This is a genomic window from Azospira sp. (assembly GCF_030247495.1).
Classification (GTDB): Bacteria; Pseudomonadota; Gammaproteobacteria; order Burkholderiales; family Rhodocyclaceae; genus Azospira; species Azospira oryzae.
In genome coordinates this window covers 43,094-57,929 of sequence record NZ_JAOTRW010000004.1, presented here as the reverse complement: position 1 = coordinate 57,929, position 14,836 = coordinate 43,094, and the positions used below count along the sequence as shown (strand labels likewise).

The 14,836-nt window shown below is 62.4% G+C and carries 16 protein-coding genes; 13 read left to right on the top strand and 3 right to left on the bottom strand.

The window, feature by feature from the left end:
- Nucleotides 1–18: 18 nt before the first annotated feature.
- The 11 genes from OEL49_RS06150 to motD all read left to right on the top strand — a co-directional run bounded on the left by OEL49_RS06150 (nt 19) and on the right by motD (nt 12,133).
- The gene (locus OEL49_RS06150) at nt 19–957 is read left to right on the top strand and encodes a chemotaxis protein (RefSeq protein WP_014236802.1); all 939 of its coding nucleotides are present in this window, start codon (nt 19–21) and stop codon (nt 955–957) included.
- Between the two features lie 18 nt (nt 958–975).
- Nucleotides 976–1,368, top strand: coding sequence for a chemotaxis response regulator CheY (cheY, locus tag OEL49_RS06145; RefSeq protein WP_014236803.1), 393 nt, complete (start codon nt 976–978; stop codon nt 1,366–1,368).
- A 3-nt stretch (nt 1,369–1,371) separates the two neighbouring features.
- On the top strand, nt 1,372–2,238 hold the full coding sequence (gene cheZ / locus OEL49_RS06140; protein ID WP_014236804.1) for a protein phosphatase CheZ: 867 nt from the start codon (nt 1,372–1,374) through the stop codon (nt 2,236–2,238).
- A gap of 12 nt (nt 2,239–2,250) precedes the next feature.
- A complete protein-coding gene (locus tag OEL49_RS06135) occupies nt 2,251–4,140 on the top strand; it encodes a chemotaxis protein CheA (protein WP_014236805.1) in 1,890 nt (629 codons plus the stop codon).
- Between the two features lie 178 nt (nt 4,141–4,318).
- Complete coding sequence (gene flhB / locus OEL49_RS06130; RefSeq protein ID WP_014236806.1) at nt 4,319–5,458, top strand: flagellar biosynthesis protein FlhB; 1,140 nt, start codon at nt 4,319–4,321, stop codon at nt 5,456–5,458.
- Nucleotides 5,451–7,532 (top strand): flagellar biosynthesis protein FlhA, encoded by a 2,082-nt coding sequence (gene flhA / locus OEL49_RS06125; protein WP_014236807.1) that lies wholly within the window; start codon nt 5,451–5,453, stop codon nt 7,530–7,532. The genes flhB and flhA overlap by 8 nt, the downstream gene beginning before the upstream one ends.
- Nucleotides 7,529–8,908, top strand: a complete 1,380-nt coding sequence (gene flhF / locus OEL49_RS06120; RefSeq protein ID WP_287874218.1) for a flagellar biosynthesis protein FlhF — start codon at nt 7,529–7,531, stop codon at nt 8,906–8,908. The genes flhA and flhF overlap by 4 nt, the downstream gene beginning before the upstream one ends.
- The gene (locus OEL49_RS06115; protein WP_130459970.1) at nt 8,901–9,791 is read left to right on the top strand and encodes a MinD/ParA family ATP-binding protein; all 891 of its coding nucleotides are present in this window, start codon (nt 8,901–8,903) and stop codon (nt 9,789–9,791) included. Before flhF ends, OEL49_RS06115 begins: the two co-directional genes overlap by 8 nt.
- Before the next feature lie 12 nt (nt 9,792–9,803).
- Nucleotides 9,804–10,544: an RNA polymerase sigma factor FliA gene (locus tag OEL49_RS06110; RefSeq protein WP_014236810.1), complete on the top strand. Its 741-nt coding sequence runs from the start codon at nt 9,804–9,806 to the stop codon at nt 10,542–10,544.
- Nucleotides 10,537–11,277 (top strand): flagellar motor protein, encoded by a 741-nt coding sequence (locus OEL49_RS06105; protein WP_014236811.1) that lies wholly within the window; start codon nt 10,537–10,539, stop codon nt 11,275–11,277. Before OEL49_RS06110 ends, OEL49_RS06105 begins: the two co-directional genes overlap by 8 nt.
- A 4-nt stretch (nt 11,278–11,281) precedes the next feature.
- Nucleotides 11,282–12,133 (top strand): flagellar motor protein MotD, encoded by an 852-nt coding sequence (gene motD, locus OEL49_RS06100; protein ID WP_014236812.1) that lies wholly within the window; start codon nt 11,282–11,284, stop codon nt 12,131–12,133.
- 75 nt (nt 12,134–12,208) lie between these two features.
- Here motD and OEL49_RS06095 read toward each other — a convergent pair whose 3' ends face one another.
- The 3 genes from OEL49_RS06095 to flgA form a co-directional block, all read right to left on the bottom strand.
- Nucleotides 12,209–12,676 (bottom strand): flagella synthesis protein FlgN, encoded by a 468-nt coding sequence (locus OEL49_RS06095; protein WP_287874217.1) that lies wholly within the window; start codon nt 12,674–12,676, stop codon nt 12,209–12,211.
- Nucleotides 12,677–12,713: 37 nt separating this feature from the next.
- On the bottom strand, nt 12,714–13,004 hold the full coding sequence (gene flgM / locus OEL49_RS06090) for a flagellar biosynthesis anti-sigma factor FlgM (RefSeq protein ID WP_014236814.1): 291 nt from the start codon (nt 13,002–13,004) through the stop codon (nt 12,714–12,716).
- A gap of 108 nt (nt 13,005–13,112) precedes the next feature.
- On the bottom strand, nt 13,113–13,832 hold the full coding sequence (gene flgA / locus OEL49_RS06085) for a flagellar basal body P-ring formation chaperone FlgA (RefSeq protein WP_014236815.1): 720 nt from the start codon (nt 13,830–13,832) through the stop codon (nt 13,113–13,115).
- A 171-nt stretch (nt 13,833–14,003) separates the two neighbouring features.
- On the opposite strand from flgA, the gene flgB reads away from it, so the two are divergent.
- Together flgB and flgC are read left to right on the top strand one after the other, a co-directional pair.
- A complete protein-coding gene (gene flgB / locus OEL49_RS06080; RefSeq protein WP_014236816.1) occupies nt 14,004–14,417 on the top strand; it encodes a flagellar basal body rod protein FlgB in 414 nt (137 codons plus the stop codon).
- A gap of 12 nt (nt 14,418–14,429) precedes the next feature.
- A complete protein-coding gene (gene flgC / locus OEL49_RS06075) occupies nt 14,430–14,834 on the top strand; it encodes a flagellar basal body rod protein FlgC (protein WP_014236817.1) in 405 nt (134 codons plus the stop codon).
- Nucleotides 14,835–14,836 lie beyond the last annotated feature (2 nt).

Here is a 14,836-nt window from a genome sequence, read left to right as displayed (position 1 = left end):
TGCCCGGAGCTGACCATCATGGATATGTCGGAAAAGAAGAATCTCCTGGAAAGCGTGGATGCGCGTACCCGTCTGGCGGGTTCCAACAAGATGGAAATCCTGCTGTTCTCCCTGGGAACCCGGGAGACTTTCGGCATCAACGTGTTCAAGGTGCGGGAAGTCGGTCGCACGCCCCATATCACCAAGACCCCGAACATGCCCCGGGGAGTGGAAGGCCTGATTTCCCTGCGCGGCAACGTGATCCCGGTGCTGTCCCTGGCCTCCTTCCTGGAGTTGGACAACCCGCCCGCCGGTCTGGGCAAGACCATGATGGTGGCCGAGTATTCCAAGCGCACCCTGGGTTTCCTGGTGCATGAGGTGGATCGCATCATCCGTGTGGACTGGGAGCGGGTGAAGGCGCCGGAGACCGTGCTGGCCGCCAACCAGGGACTGATCACCGCCGTCATCGAGCTGGAGGGCGGGCATCTGGTGTCCATCCTCGACGTGGAGCAGATTCTGGCCAATGCCTTCGGCGAGGCCATCATCATCGACATCGCTCCGGCCCGCGTCGAAGAAGAAGTGAGCATCTTCTTCGTGGATGACTCCATCGTGGCCCGCAAGAAGATTTCCGAAGTGCTCGACAAACTTGGCGTCAAGCACAAGCATGCCACCAATGGCATGGAGGCCTGGACCCGCCTGCAGGCCATCGCCGCTCATGCCCAGCAGATGGGCAAGAGCCTGCGCGATGAAATCCGCCTGATCCTGGTGGATGCGGAAATGCCGGAAATGGACGGCTACGTCCTGACCAAAAACATCAAGGGGGATGCACGTTTCGAAGGCGTGCCTGTGGTCATGCATTCCTCTTTGTCTTCAGAAGCCAACCGGGCGATGGGCAAGGCCGTAGGGGTGGACTCCTATGTGGCAAAGTTCGACGCCGAAGTGCTGGCTGATACCTTGCGTCCCCTGCTCGAACGATAAGAATTAACGGAGTGAAGCATGTCTGCTGATCCAAAGATGAAATTCCTGGTGGTGGATGATTTTTCCACCATGCGGCGCATCGTCCGCAACCTGCTCAAGGAACTGGGATTCACCAACGTCGATGAGGCCGAGGATGGGGCCATCGCACTGCAGAAGCTGCAAGGGGGGGGCTTCGACTTCGTGGTTTCCGACTGGAACATGCCGAACATGGATGGCCTGACCCTATTGCAGACCATTCGCGCGACGCCCAATCTCAAGCATCTGCCGGTGCTGATGATCACGGCGGAAGCCAAGAAGGAAAACATCATCGCCGCGGCCCAGGCCGGCGCCAGCGGCTATATCGTCAAGCCCTTCACTGCTGCGGTGCTGGCTGAAAAGCTGCAAAAGATTTTCGAAAAAATGGGGGCTTGAGTCATGAGCGATGCCAATCTCAGCGGCGACAGCGCCGATCTGGAAGCCCTCTTCGACAGCATTGCCTCGGCTCGTCCCGAGCCGGCTGCCGCTCCTGCCCCGGCAGCCCCTGCCGCTGCGGCGGCCCCCGCTGCTACCAATGACAGCGACGATCTGCAGGCGCTGTTCGACAGCGTTGCCGCCACCGTGGCACCAGTCGCCGAGCCTGCCGTTGAAGTCATTCCTGCCGCCGAGGATGGTGAGGGTGAGGCGACGGGCGACGAACGGGACCGGGTCTTCAAACGGATCGGCCACATGGCCCGGCAGCTGCACGACACCTTGCATGAGCTGGGTTACGACAAGCTCCTGGAAAAGACGGTCCATGCCATTCCCGATGCCACCGATCGCCTGGCCTACGTTGCCAACCTGACCGAACAGGCGGCGTGCCGGGTGCTCAACGCAACCGATATTGCCAAGCCGCTGCAGGATGAGCTGGAAACTTCCTCCCGCGCCTTGGGGGCTCGCTGGGACAAGCTGTACGCCAACCAGCTGTCGGTGGAGGAGTTCAAGCAACTGGCGGCGGAAACCCGTGCCTTCCTCCGGGACACGGCACCCCAGAAGGCGGCCGCCACCAACGACCAGTTGCTGGAAATCATGATGGCCCAGGACTTCCAGGATCTGACCGGCCAGGTCATCAAGAAGGTGGTGGTGCTGGCCCAGGACCTGGAAAACCAACTGGTGCAGGTGCTGGTGGATGTGATTCCCGACGCACGTCGCAACGAAAACGTAAACAGCCTCCTCAACGGTCCTGTCATCAGCAGTGAAGGCCGTACCGATGTGGTGGTGAACCAGCAGCAGGTCGACGACCTGCTGGATAGCCTCGGCTTCTAAGGGAGTAGCGCCATGAGCGACTTCGCCGGAATGGAAGACCTGCTGCAGGATTTCCTGCAGGAGGCCAACGACCTTCTGTCCGATGTGGACAATAAACTGGTGGATCTGGAGAAGGCGCCAGACGACCGGGGCTTGTTGAACGATATTTTCCGCGGCTTCCACACCATCAAGGGTGGTGCCGGCTTCCTCAATGCAACCGAACTGGTGACTCTGTGCCACCTGACGGAGAACCTGTTCGACCGCCTGCGCAATGGGGAAATGCAGCTCTCGCCTGAGCTCATGGATATCATCATGGCCGCCACCAAGGGGGTGCGCGACATGTTCGGCGAGCTTTCCGGCGGCGTGCAGCCCCGTCCTGCTCCAGACGATATGCTGGATGCCCTGCGGCATGTGCTGGAAGGTGGGGAAGCCCACGCTCCGGCAGCCGTCGCTGCCGAGCCGGTGGCGGCGCCTGCTGCTGCCCCGGCAGCCCAGTCCGGCGAGCCCGACTGGCAGGCCTTGCATGCGGCAGTGACCGGTGTGGCGCCTGCCGCACCTGCGGCCGTGGTTCCTGCTGCTGCCGAAGTGGTGGTGGCGGAAGCCCCGGTGCAACCCCATTTCCCGCCTTCCGGTCGTCGTGTCAACGACAAGCCGGGGGCCGGCGGCGCGCCGGTGGGGCGCCGCGTCGAAGAGCGTGCCGCGGTACGGGAAAACACCATTCGTGTCGATACGGCCCGTCTCGACCAGGTACTCAACCTGTCCGGCGAGATCGGCCTGACCAAGAACCGGCTGACCAGCCTGCGGGCCGATATCCTGGCCGGCAAAACCGACGCCGAAACCCTGCATGCCCTGGATCAGGCCGTCAGCCAGCTGGATCTGCTGGTGTCCGACCTGCAGAACTCGGTCATGAAGACCCGCATGCAGCCGATCGGCCGCCTGTTCCAGAAATATCCCCGGATTGCCCGCGATCTGGCGCGGCAGCTGGGCAAGGATGTGGAGCTGGTGCTGGCCGGTGAAGAAACCGAAGTGGACAAGACCATGATCGAGGATCTGGCAGATCCCCTGATCCACTTGATCCGCAATGCGGTGGACCACGGCGTGGAGCCGTCCAACGAACGTTCGGCGGCCGGCAAGCCGGTGAAATCCGTGGTGCGCCTGGAAGCGCGCCAGGAAGGTGACCACATCGTCCTGATCGTGGCCGACGACGGCCGCGGCATGAGCGCCGAGCGCATCCGGGCCAAGGCCATCGAGAAGGGGCTGATTTCCGAAGAGGAAGCCAATACCCTGGACGAACGCCAGAGCCTGAACCTGATCTTCCTGCCCGGCTTCTCCACCAAATCCCAGATTTCCGACGTATCCGGCCGCGGTGTGGGCATGGACGTGGTCAAGACCAACATCCAGAAGCTCAACGGTGCCATCGAGATCCGTTCCGAGCCGGGCAAGGGCTCCGTTTTCATCATCTCCCTGCCCCTGACCCTGGCCATTCTGCCGGTGCTGCTGGTGCTGCTCGGCGATCAGCCTTTTGCACTGCCCCTGTCCATGGTCCGGGAAATCCTGCCCATCGAGAAGGACAAGCTGCAGGAAGTGGGCGGCAAGGAGACCCTGGTGGTGCGCGGCGAAATCCTGCCGGTCATTTCCCTGGCCCGTCTGTTGGGCTGGCCCCAGGATCGGGATCCCGAGTATGGGGTGCTGATGCAGACGGCGGAGCGCAGCTTCATCCTGTCGGTGGACAGCTTCGCCGGCCGGGACGATGCCGTGATCAAGTCCCTCGACGACTTCCGTCCCCGTGGTGTGGCCGGTGTTACCACCCTGTCCAATGGCCAGATCGTTTTGATCCTGGATATGAAGGAGCTGCTCTCGGATCTGGGTCAGCATCTGGATCTGGGGCCGGGCGGCGGCGCGCGGGCGCTGGAATTCGCCTGAAAACCCTTAGCAGTCAACGTACTACCGGGGGGGCTTGGCCTCCCCGGTGTCGTTTGCAGGGCGGCAAAAGTTGCCGAGGAGCGGCAAAATTTTGAGACTGTTCACAAAATAAATCGCTTACCTCTTTAATTTTTTTGATTTTTTCCTATAATGGCCGTAATCCATATGGATGCCGGTCATGGCGGAAGATAGCGATCTCGAGAAAACAGAAGCGCCAACAGGCAGGCGCATAGAGCAGGCCCGGGAGCAGGGTCAGGTTCCCCATTCCCGGGAACTGGGCTCTTTTCTCGTCCTGATCGTTTCCGCCGGCACGGTATGGTTCCTCGGCGGCTGGTTCGTGCAGCGTCTTTCCCTGGTGTTCCGCAAGGGGCTGGTGTGGGACAGGCGGGCCGTGGATGATCCCGAATATGCTCTGACCCGTTTTTCGGCCTTGTCCTGGGACGCCGTGGTTGCTTTTTGGCCCCTGATCCTGGCATTGGTGCTGGCAGCGCTGGCATCCCCCTTTCTCCTGAATGCCTGGAATTTCGCCCCCAAAGCTTTTACCCCCGATCTGACCCGCCTCAATCCGCTGAACGGCATCAAGCGCGTTTTCTCGTGGAACGGGCTGGTCGAGATGGTCAAGGCCGTGGCCAAGGCCGGTCTCATCGGCGGCGTGGCGGTGTGGGTTATCTGGCGTGAGCAGGACCAGCTCTTCCAGTTGCTCTCCCTGCCCCTGGATGCCGGTCTGGCTATGGCCGGCGACATGATTTCCTGGAGTTTTCTCCTGATTGTGGCGGCCATGTTCCTCATCGTTGCCGCCGACGTGCCCTTCCAGCTGTGGCAGTACTACGACAAGCTGAAGATGACCAAGGAAGAGGTCAAGCAGGAACACAAGGAAATGGAAGGTAGTCCCGAGGTCAAGGGACGCATCCGCCGCCTGCAGCGCGAGGCTGCCCAGCGTCGCATGATGAGCGCGGTGCCCAAGGCCGACGTCATCGTCACCAACCCGACCCACTTTGCTGTTGCTTTGGCTTACACCGCGGGCATGCGGGCGCCCAAAGTGGTGGCCAAGGGCGTGGATGCCGTGGCCTTGCGCATCCGGGAAATCGGTGCCGAGCATGGCGTGCCCCTCCTGGAGGCTCCGCCCCTGGCTCGTACGCTGTACCGCTTCGCCGAGCTTGAGGATGAAATTCCCGGTGCCCTGTACAACGCGGTCGCCGAAGTGCTGGCCTACGTCTATCAATTGAACCGTTATCGGGAAGTCGGCGGCAGCTATCCGGTGCCGCCCCGGGATCTGCCCATTCCCCAGGATATGATGGTGGAGGCTGCCAATGGCTAGTAACGCCATGTCCCTGCAAGGCCTGTTCGGGCGCCTCAATCCGCGCCAGCTGGCGGCACCCGTCCTGATCCTGATGATCCTGGCGATGATGGTCCTGCCCCTGCCGGCCTTTGCCCTGGACCTCTTCTTCACCTTCAACATCGCCCTTTCCATCATCGTCCTGCTGGTGGCGATCTACACGCTCAAGCCCCTGGACTTCTCCGTCTTCCCCACCATCCTGCTGGTGACCACCCTGTTGCGCCTGTCCCTGAACGTGGCCTCGACCCGGGTGGTGCTGCTGCAGGGGCATACAGGGCCGGACGCCGCCGGCAAGGTGATCGAAGCCTTCGGCCACTTCCTGGTGGGCGGCAATACGGCGGTGGGTATCGTCGTCTTCCTAATCCTGGTGATCATCAACTTCATGGTCATCACCAAGGGTGCCGGCCGGGTAGCCGAAGTGGCGGCCCGCTTCACCCTGGACGCCATGCCCGGCAAGCAGATGGCTATCGACGCTGACCTCAATGCTGGCCTCATCGCCGAGGACGAGGCGCGCCGCCGCCGGGCTGAGGTGGCCAGCGAAGCCGATTTCTACGGTTCCATGGACGGTGCCTCCAAGTTCGTGCGGGGCGATGCCATGGCCGGCATCATCATCATGCTGATCAACGTCATCGGCGGCCTCATCGTCGGCGTCCTGCAGCACAACATGGACGTGGGGGTGGCGGCCAAGAACTACACCCTGCTGACCATCGGCGACGGCCTGGTGGCCCAGATTCCGGCGCTGATCATTTCCATCGCTGCCGGTATGGTGGTGACCCGGGTGGGGGATGACCAGGACATCAGCAGCCAGTTCCTTGGCCAGATGTTCGCCAATCCCCGGGTGATGTGGATTACCGCCGCCATTCTCGGAATCATGGGCCTGATTCCGGGTATGCCCAACTTTGTTTTCATCCTCCTTGCCGCCATGTTGGGTGGCTTGGGTTACCTGCTTTCCAAGCGGGCCGAGCTGGTCAAGACTGCGCCGGTGCCGGTGCAGGCGCCGCCGGCGCCCGAGAACATGGAAGCCAGCTGGAACGACGTGGCGCCGCTGGACGTGCTGGGCCTGGAAGTGGGCTACCGTCTGATCCCGGTGGTGGACAAGTCCCAGGATGGGGAACTGCTGCGGCGCATTCGTGGCATCCGCAAGAAATTTGCCCAGGAAGTGGGCTTCCTGGTGCCGCCGGTGCACATCCGGGACAACCTGGAACTGCGTCCCAACGCCTATCGCATCCAGCTGAAGGGGGTCGAGGTCGGCGGCGGCGAAGCCTTCCCCGGCCAGTTCCTGGCCATCAATCCCGGCCGCGTGGCCGGTACCGTGTCCGGAACCCCGACCAAGGATCCGGCCTTCGGCCTGCCGGCTGTCTGGATTGACGCCAGCCTGCGGGAGCAGGCCCAGTCCTACGGCTACACCGTGGTGGATGCCTCCACCGTGGTCGCCACTCACCTCAACCACCTGATCCTGTCCCATGCCGCCGAACTCCTGGGGCGCCAGGAAACCCAGCAGCTGCTGGACCATCTGGCCAAGGAAATGCCCAAGCTGGCCGAGGATCTGGTGCCCAAGGTCATTCCTCTGGGAACGCTGCAAAAGGTGCTGCAGAACCTGCTGGAAGAGGGTGTGCATATCCGCGACATGCGCACCATCATCGAAACCCTTGCCGACCACGCGCCCCGCAATGCAGATCCGGAGGCCCTGACCTCCACCGTGCGCGTTGCCCTGGGCCGCAGCATCATCCAGCAACTCTATCCCGGCACCGCCGACATGCAGGTGATGTCCCTGGACCCCCAACTGGAACGCATCCTGGTCCAGGCCGTTGCCGGTTCCGGCGAAGGCAGCCTGGAGCCCGGCCTGGCCGATACCCTGATGCGCGAGACCGCCGCCGCCGCCCAGCGTCAGGAAGAGCTGGGCCTGCCCGCGGTGCTGCTGGTGCCGGCCAGCATCCGTACCCTTCTTTCCCGCTTCCTGCGGCGCACCGTGAGCCAGCTCAAGGTGATCGCCCACAGTGAAGTTCCCGAATCCAAAATCATCAAAGTCACCTCGCTCATCGGGGGTAGATCATGAACGTCAAAAAATTCATCGCCGTAAATGCCCGGGAAGCCCTGCGTAAGGTCAAAGAGACCTTGGGTCCCGACGCCATCATCCTCTCCAACCGGGGCGTTCCCGGCGGCGTGGAAATCATGGCGGTCGCTTCCCGCGACATGGCCATGATCGTGCCCGGCCCCTCCCGGGACGAGGTGGCGGTGGAGGACTACAAGGTCAGCCTCTCCAGCGCCTCCCGCCCTGCACCAGCTGCGGCGCCGGCCCGGCCTGCCCCTGCTCCCCGAGCCGCAGAAATGCAGCCTTCCCAGCGTGGTGCCGCTGCAAACCCCGCCAGTGGCCCCATCCCGGCCGTCGCCCGCCCGGCTCAGCGTCTGGCGCCCCGTCCCGAGATGGCCGCCCGCTCCGGCGCTACCCGTGCGGTGCGCGAGGAAGAGGAAATCCCGGCTGCGGTCATGATGGAAGAGATCCGCGCCCTGCGCAAAATCGTCGAGCAGCACATGGCCGGTTTCGCCTGGGGCGAGACCGCCCGCATGGAGCCGGTGAAGACGGACATGCTGCGCCAGATGCTGGATGCCGGCTTCTCCCCCCAGTTTTCCCGCGAACTGCTGGCCGAACTGCCTGCCGAACTGGATGCCTCCCAGGCCCAGGCCTGGATCAAGGGTGCCGCCGACCGTTCCCTGCTGACCATCGGCAACGACAACGACATCATCGACCGGGGCGGCGTGTACGCCCTGGTGGGTCCCACCGGGGTCGGCAAGACCACCACCACCGCCAAGCTGGCCGCCCGTTGCGTGGTGCGCCACGGTGCCGACAAGCTGGCTCTGGTCACCACCGACGGCTACCGGATCGGCGCTCACGAGCAGTTGCGTATCTATGGCCGCATCCTCGGCGTTTCCGTGCATCTGGTGCGGGACGTGGGCGATCTGCGCAATACCCTGGAAGAACTGTCCCACAAGCACATGGTGCTGATCGACACCATGGGCATGAGCCAGAAGGACCGCCTGGTGGCCGAGCAGATTTCCATGCTGATGGGCGCCAACGGCGACGTGCGCCGCCTGCTCTGCCTGTCGGCCACCAGCCGCGGCGATACTTTGGATGATGTGATATCCGCCTACCAGGGCGAAGACCTGGCCGGCTGCATCCTGACCAAGGTGGACGAAGCTGCCAGCCTGGCGACGCCCCTGGATGCCATCATGCGCCACGGCCTCAAGCTGCACTACGTCTCCAACGGCCAGCGCGTGCCTGAAGATCTGCACCTGCCTAACCGGGCCTATCTGCTGCACCGGGCCTTCAAGGACCTGCCGGAAACCTCTCCCCATCGCTATGCCGGCGTCGAGCCGGCCCTGATGATGGCCAATGCGGGCCTGACCGGCACCTATGGAGGCCGTCGTGGCTGAATTCCGGGGTGACCAGGCGGCCGGCTTGCGCCGCCTGTTCGGGCGCGAGCAACTGCGGGTGGTGAGTTTTGCCGCCGGCTGCGAAGGCGTCGGCAAAAGCGTGGCCGTGGCCAACCTGGCGGCCGCCCTGGCGCGCCAGGGCAAGGAAGTCCTGATCCTGGACGAGAATACCGGCGCCGATAACCAGGCCGCCCTGTTCGGCGTGCCGGCCCGTTATGACCTGGTGCATGTGGTGAACCGGGAAAAGCCCCTGGAAGAGGTGCTGCTCGCCGCTGGTGCCGGCGTGCGCCTGCTGCCGGCGGCCCGGGCCGTGAAGAAGCTTTCCCGTTTTTCCCTGGCCCAGAAGCAGGCCCTGGTGGAAGGCCTGGCGGAGATGGAGCATCCGGCCGACGTCATCCTGGTGGATACGGCGGTGGATCATCCCCTGGGTTTCTCGCCTCTTGGCCTGGCGGCCCAGGAAACGGTGATCGTGCTCTCTGCCACCGGCTCCGCCATCACCGAGGCCTATGCCCTGATCAAGAAAATGAGCACCGGCTACGCCCGGCGCGACTTCCGCATCCTGGTGAACAAGGTCAAGGCCGCCGCCGATGCGGAAGCGATTTTCGACAACATCGCCCAGGTTGCCAGCCAGCGCCTGCACGTCAGCCTGGACTACAGCGGCTGCATCCCCCTGGACGATGCCCTGCGCCAGTCGTCCCGACTCGCCCAGCCCGTGGTCACGGCGTTCCCGGACAGTCCGGCGGCCCGCAGCCTGCGCGGCCTGGCGGCCGACATGCTGCACTGGCCCCAGTCGGGTAGGGAAGGGGGCGGACTCGAACAATTCGTGCAACAGCTGCTACACTTGAGCCAACGCATTACGCCGAGCCCTATCCACGCCGGATAGCCCAACCGACATATGTATAACGCCGCTGGTCAGCTCGACAAGGAACAGCTCGTCCAGCGCTTCGCTCCTCTCGTCAAGCGCATCGCTTACCACCTGATGGCACGCCTGCCGTCCAGTGTGCAGGTGGAGGATTTGGTGCAGAACGGGATGATCGGTCTGCTGGATGCCATGAACCGGTTCGAGACCGGGCACGGCGCCCAGTTCGAGACCTACGCGGCGCAGCGCATCCGGGGGGCCATGCTGGATGGCCTGCGGGAGAACGACTGGCTGCCCCGGGGATTGCGCCGGGACCTGCGCCGCATCGAACAAGCCATCACCCAACTCGAACAGGAGCACGGCCGTGTTCCCACGGAAAAAGAGTTGGCCGAAGCCATGGACATGTCCCTGGCCGATTACCAGAAAATGCTGGGCGAAGCCCGGGGCCACCAACTGCTCTATTTCGAGGACTTCACCGAAGAGGGCGAGGAGGGCTTCCTGGAGCGCCACCTGACGGATCACGATGCCGATCCCCTGCGCCTGCTCGAGGAGCAGAGCCTGCGGCAGACCCTGGTGGCTTCCATCGGCGAGTTGCCGGAACGGGAAAAATTGATGATGGCCCTCTACTATGAGCAGGACCTCAATCTGCGGGAAATCGGCGAAGTCATGGGGGTGACCGAGTCCCGCGTCTGTCAGCTGCATAGTCAGGCCATCGCCCGCTTGCGGGCCAAGGTTCTGGGTGAGACTTCAGGAAAGAAGAAAAAACGCCATGGATAGCATAAGCATTATCGGTTTGCTCCTGGGGCTTGGTGCCATCATCGGGGGGCAGATTCTCGAAGGCGGGCACCTCGGCTCCCTGCTGCAGCCCACCGCCGCCATGATCGTGCTGGGGGGGACCTTCGGTGCCGTCCTGCTGCAGAGTCCCGTATCCACCGTGGTCCGGGCTTTCAAGATGCTCAAGTGGGTGTGGGTGCCGCCGGCGGTCAATCACGCCTGGATGATCAACAGCATTTCCGACTGGAGTCATGTCTCCCGGCGCGAGGGCCTGCTGGCCCTGGAGGGATTCATCGCCCAGTTGCGCGATCCGTTTATCCAGAAAGGGTTGCAACTGCTGGTGGACGGTGCGGAGCCGGAACGTCTGCGGGAGGTGCTGGAGGTGGAAATCGGCACCTATGAAGAGGAACTGAAGGCCGGTGCCAAGTTCTGGGAATCCGCCGGCGGTTTCTCTCCCACCATCGGCATTATCGGCGCGGTGATGGGTCTGATCCACGTGATGGAGAACCTGTCCGATCCCTCCAAGTTGGGGGCCGGTATCGCCGTCGCCTTCGTGGCCACCATTTACGGCGTCGGCATGGCCAACCTGGTGCTGATTCCCATGTCCACCAAACTGAAGGCTCATATTGCCCGCCTGGTGACCCTGCGGGAAATGCTGGTGGATGGCCTGGTCGGCATCGCCAACGGCGACAACCCGCGCATCATCGAGAGCCGCCTCCAGGGTTACGTGAGCTGATCCCATGGGACGCCGCAATAAAAAGCACGCGGACGAGCATGAGAATCTGGAGCGCTGGCTCGTTTCCTACGCCGACTTCATTACCCTGCTGTTTGCCTTCTTCGTGGTGATGTACGCCATCTCGTCGGTGAACGAGGGCAAGTACCGGGTGCTATCGGATTCCCTGATCACTGCCTTCAAGAACCCCTCCATCGTCGATGGGGGCGCCATCACGGTCGTGCCCAAGCGGACGCCGGACAGTGTGGTCAAGCAGATCGTGGTGAAGGAGGATCCCAAGGTCGTCGAGGCCAAACAGCAGCAACGGGACAAGATGCGCAATGTGGCCAAGGACATTTTTGCCGTCCTGGCGCCCCTGGTGCAGCAGGGCAAGGTCAGGGTGCTGGAAACGGCCCGTGGCGTCACTATCGAAATCAACGACAGCATTCTCTTCGCCCCAGGTCAGGCCCAGCTGGAACAGACCTCCATCCGGGCCATGCGGGCGGTCGGTGAGGTACTGGCGCCGACCGATTTCCCCATCACCATCGAAGGACATACCGACAACATCCCCATCCGGACCGCCCAATTCCCGTCTAACTGGGAGTTGTCCGCGGTGCGGGCCACCACGGTGCTGCGGTTGTTTGTCGATGCCGGAGTCGCTCCTACCCATCTGACAGCCATCGGTTACGGCGAAACCCGGCCGGTCGAGATGAATGAGACGGTGGAAGGGCGGGCCCGGAACCGGCGGGTCAGCATCCTGATTGATTCCATGCTGCCGGAAAAACCTGCCGTGGTCGCTCCGACTCCTCAGGCGCCCATGGCGCCGCCGGCCGGTGTTCCTCCTGCTTCGCCAGCGGGCATCGCGACTCCTGCCAGATAGAGGGGCCTTGGAGTAGTAAAGTAAAACGGGAGGGCAGGGGGGGGCTCCGGGAACGGGGAGCCCGGAACCGGAGGTTCAGGCGGCGTCGATGATGCGCCGGCCACTTAGTTGGGTCGGTTGACCGTCGGGGCCGTAGAGATTGCTCTGGGGAGTGGCGGAGGTGGACAGCAAAGCGCTCAGGGTCTGCTGGTTGTGCTGCAGGCGCATGGCAATCAGCTTTCCATTCAGCAGGTTGAGTTCCCTGGCTTCCACCACGGCGACTTTGAGGCTGTTCCACAATTGCTGAACGGCGAGATCCTTCGGGTTGCCCCGAATCCAGGCCTCTACGCCCGGGCGGTCGTTTTCCAGACCCGCACTTCTGAGCACGACGTTACGGGCTTCCCCGCTACGATTCAAGGTTTGCACCAAAGCAACCTTGGTGGCGCTGAGGGCCTCCAGGGCTTCGGTATCCCCGGCAGTCAAGGCGCCTTGCTCTTCCTTCAGCAGCTTGATGAAATCCCCCATCTGGGCAAGTTCGCCTTCCAACAGGGATTTGAGGGTCATCGTCGCTTGATTCATAGGGAGGAGGGCGGGCGCCGGATCAGGATTGGTCCTGCTTCCTCAGCAATTCTTGTGCCGAATTAATCAGGCGGTCCGCAATGGCGTCGGCGTTGATGGAAAAGCGCCCTTCTGCAATGGCCTGCTTGATAGCGGCTACCTTGGCATTGTCCACCGGAGCGTTGCCCTGCTCTTCCAGGGACTGCAGCCGTCCGGCGAAACTCAATTGCACATCCCCGGAACTGGCTTCGGTCTTGGTCTGTGGCTTGGTCGTGCGCTTCTGCGTATCAACCCCGGGGGTGCCGGCGGGCGCGAGAGACGATTCAATTTTCACGGCGAACCCTTTCAGGCTTTCATCTTGCTGGATTTAACGGCACAAACCTGCAGAAACTTTAGCGTTTTTTTGGTGTGGCTGATGGCATTGAATCTTGTCCGGCTGCGGCTAATGGCCGATCTCAATGATGCCGCCGGGCCGGGCAATGCCGCTCACCGTTTGTCCGTTGGCCAGGCGTGCCTGGGCGATCTGACCTTCGGCTGCGTTGTTCATGGCGCGCCCTTCGCTGGTTACGGAAAAGCCAGAGCCACGGGACATGATCTTTACGGTTTGACCCTGTTGAACGACCAGCGGCGCCATCAGCATCTCGGCCCGCAAAGGTTGGCCGGCGGAAATGGCATTACGCAAGGTCTTGCCGACGGCCTGCTGTACATCTGTTACGACGCCGCTTGGTAATCCGGCCAGGTCGCCGCTCTGGGCAACGACATCATTGAGAGTGAGGGGTTGCCCGGGTGAGAGGGGGCGGGCGGCCACCAAGTAGTTGGCTGTGACGCTGACCTGGACCGGCACATAGATGCTCCAGCCGGCATCGCCGAGGCACTTCACCCCTACTGAAATGCGCCCCCAGAGGCGGGCGCCCGGGGGAAGGAAGGCCTCAACCGCAGGGCAGGCGGCTAGCTGGGTGCGGCTGTCGAGAGGTGTGATGGTGTACTGGACCCGCCCCGGGAGCCCTTTGGTCTGTGTGCGGAGAAATTGGTCCACCGCGTTGATGACTACGTCCCCATTCTGCGTAGGCGTTTGGGCATGGGCATTGCCGATCTGCAAATGCAGGGTCAGCGCCAGCACTAAGGTGGGGATAAGGGCAAAGATTCTGAAAGGGAGCAGCATGTCGCTATTTTGCCTTAGGACAGGGAATGGCGGGGTACTCCAGGCGGCAAAAGTTGCCGAAACATGGCTGCTTGTTGCGCCCCCCTCTGTAATTTCTTGCCTCAGAGGGGTGGTTTTGTGTGGCACGAAAAGTGCATTGCTAGCTCAGCTAATTATTTCCGGATGGCAGCCATGGTCAGCAAACTTGATCAAACCATAAATTTCAACCGCCAGGCGTTGGGGCTGCGTGCCTATCGCCAACAGGTGCTGGCTGCCAATATTGCCAATTCGGACACCCCGAATTTCAAGGCGCGGGACATTGATTTCAACTCTGCCTTGCAAAATGCCTTGGCCGGCAAGGGGCAGTCCGACCTGGGCATGAGTACCACCTCGCCCCGGCATATTTCTGGCACCAGCAGTGCAGGCCCCGCTTCCCTGATGTATCGCACGGTCAATCAGCCCAGCGCTGACGGCAATACCGTTGATATGGATATCGAGCGCGCCAAATTTGCCGAGAACGCTGTCCAGTACGAGGCGAGTCTGCAGTTCATCGGTGGTCAGTTCAAGACCATGTTGTCGGCGATTCAAGGCCAGAGCGGACAGTAAGGAGTCTAGTTCATGAGTATTTTCAACATGTTCCATGTGGCCGGTAGCGCTCTGACGGCCCAGTCTGTGCGTCTGAATGCAGTTGCTTCCAACATGGCCAACGCAGACAGCATTACCAGTGCCGATGGCACTCCCTATCGCGCCAAACAGGTGGTATTCGAAGCCACGCCCATGGGCAATGAGTCGGCCCAGGGAGTGAGGGTGAAACAGGTGGTGGAGAGTGCGGCGCCGCCCAGGATGGTTTATGACCCCAAAAATCCGGCCGCCAATGCCGAGGGCTATGTCTCCATGCCCAATGTGGATGTGGTGGAGGAGATGGTCAATATGATTTCCGCCTCCCGCTCCTACCAGAGCAATGCCGACGTAATGAATACGGCCAGAACCCTGTTGATGCGTACCTTGGCCATGGGCCAGTAACC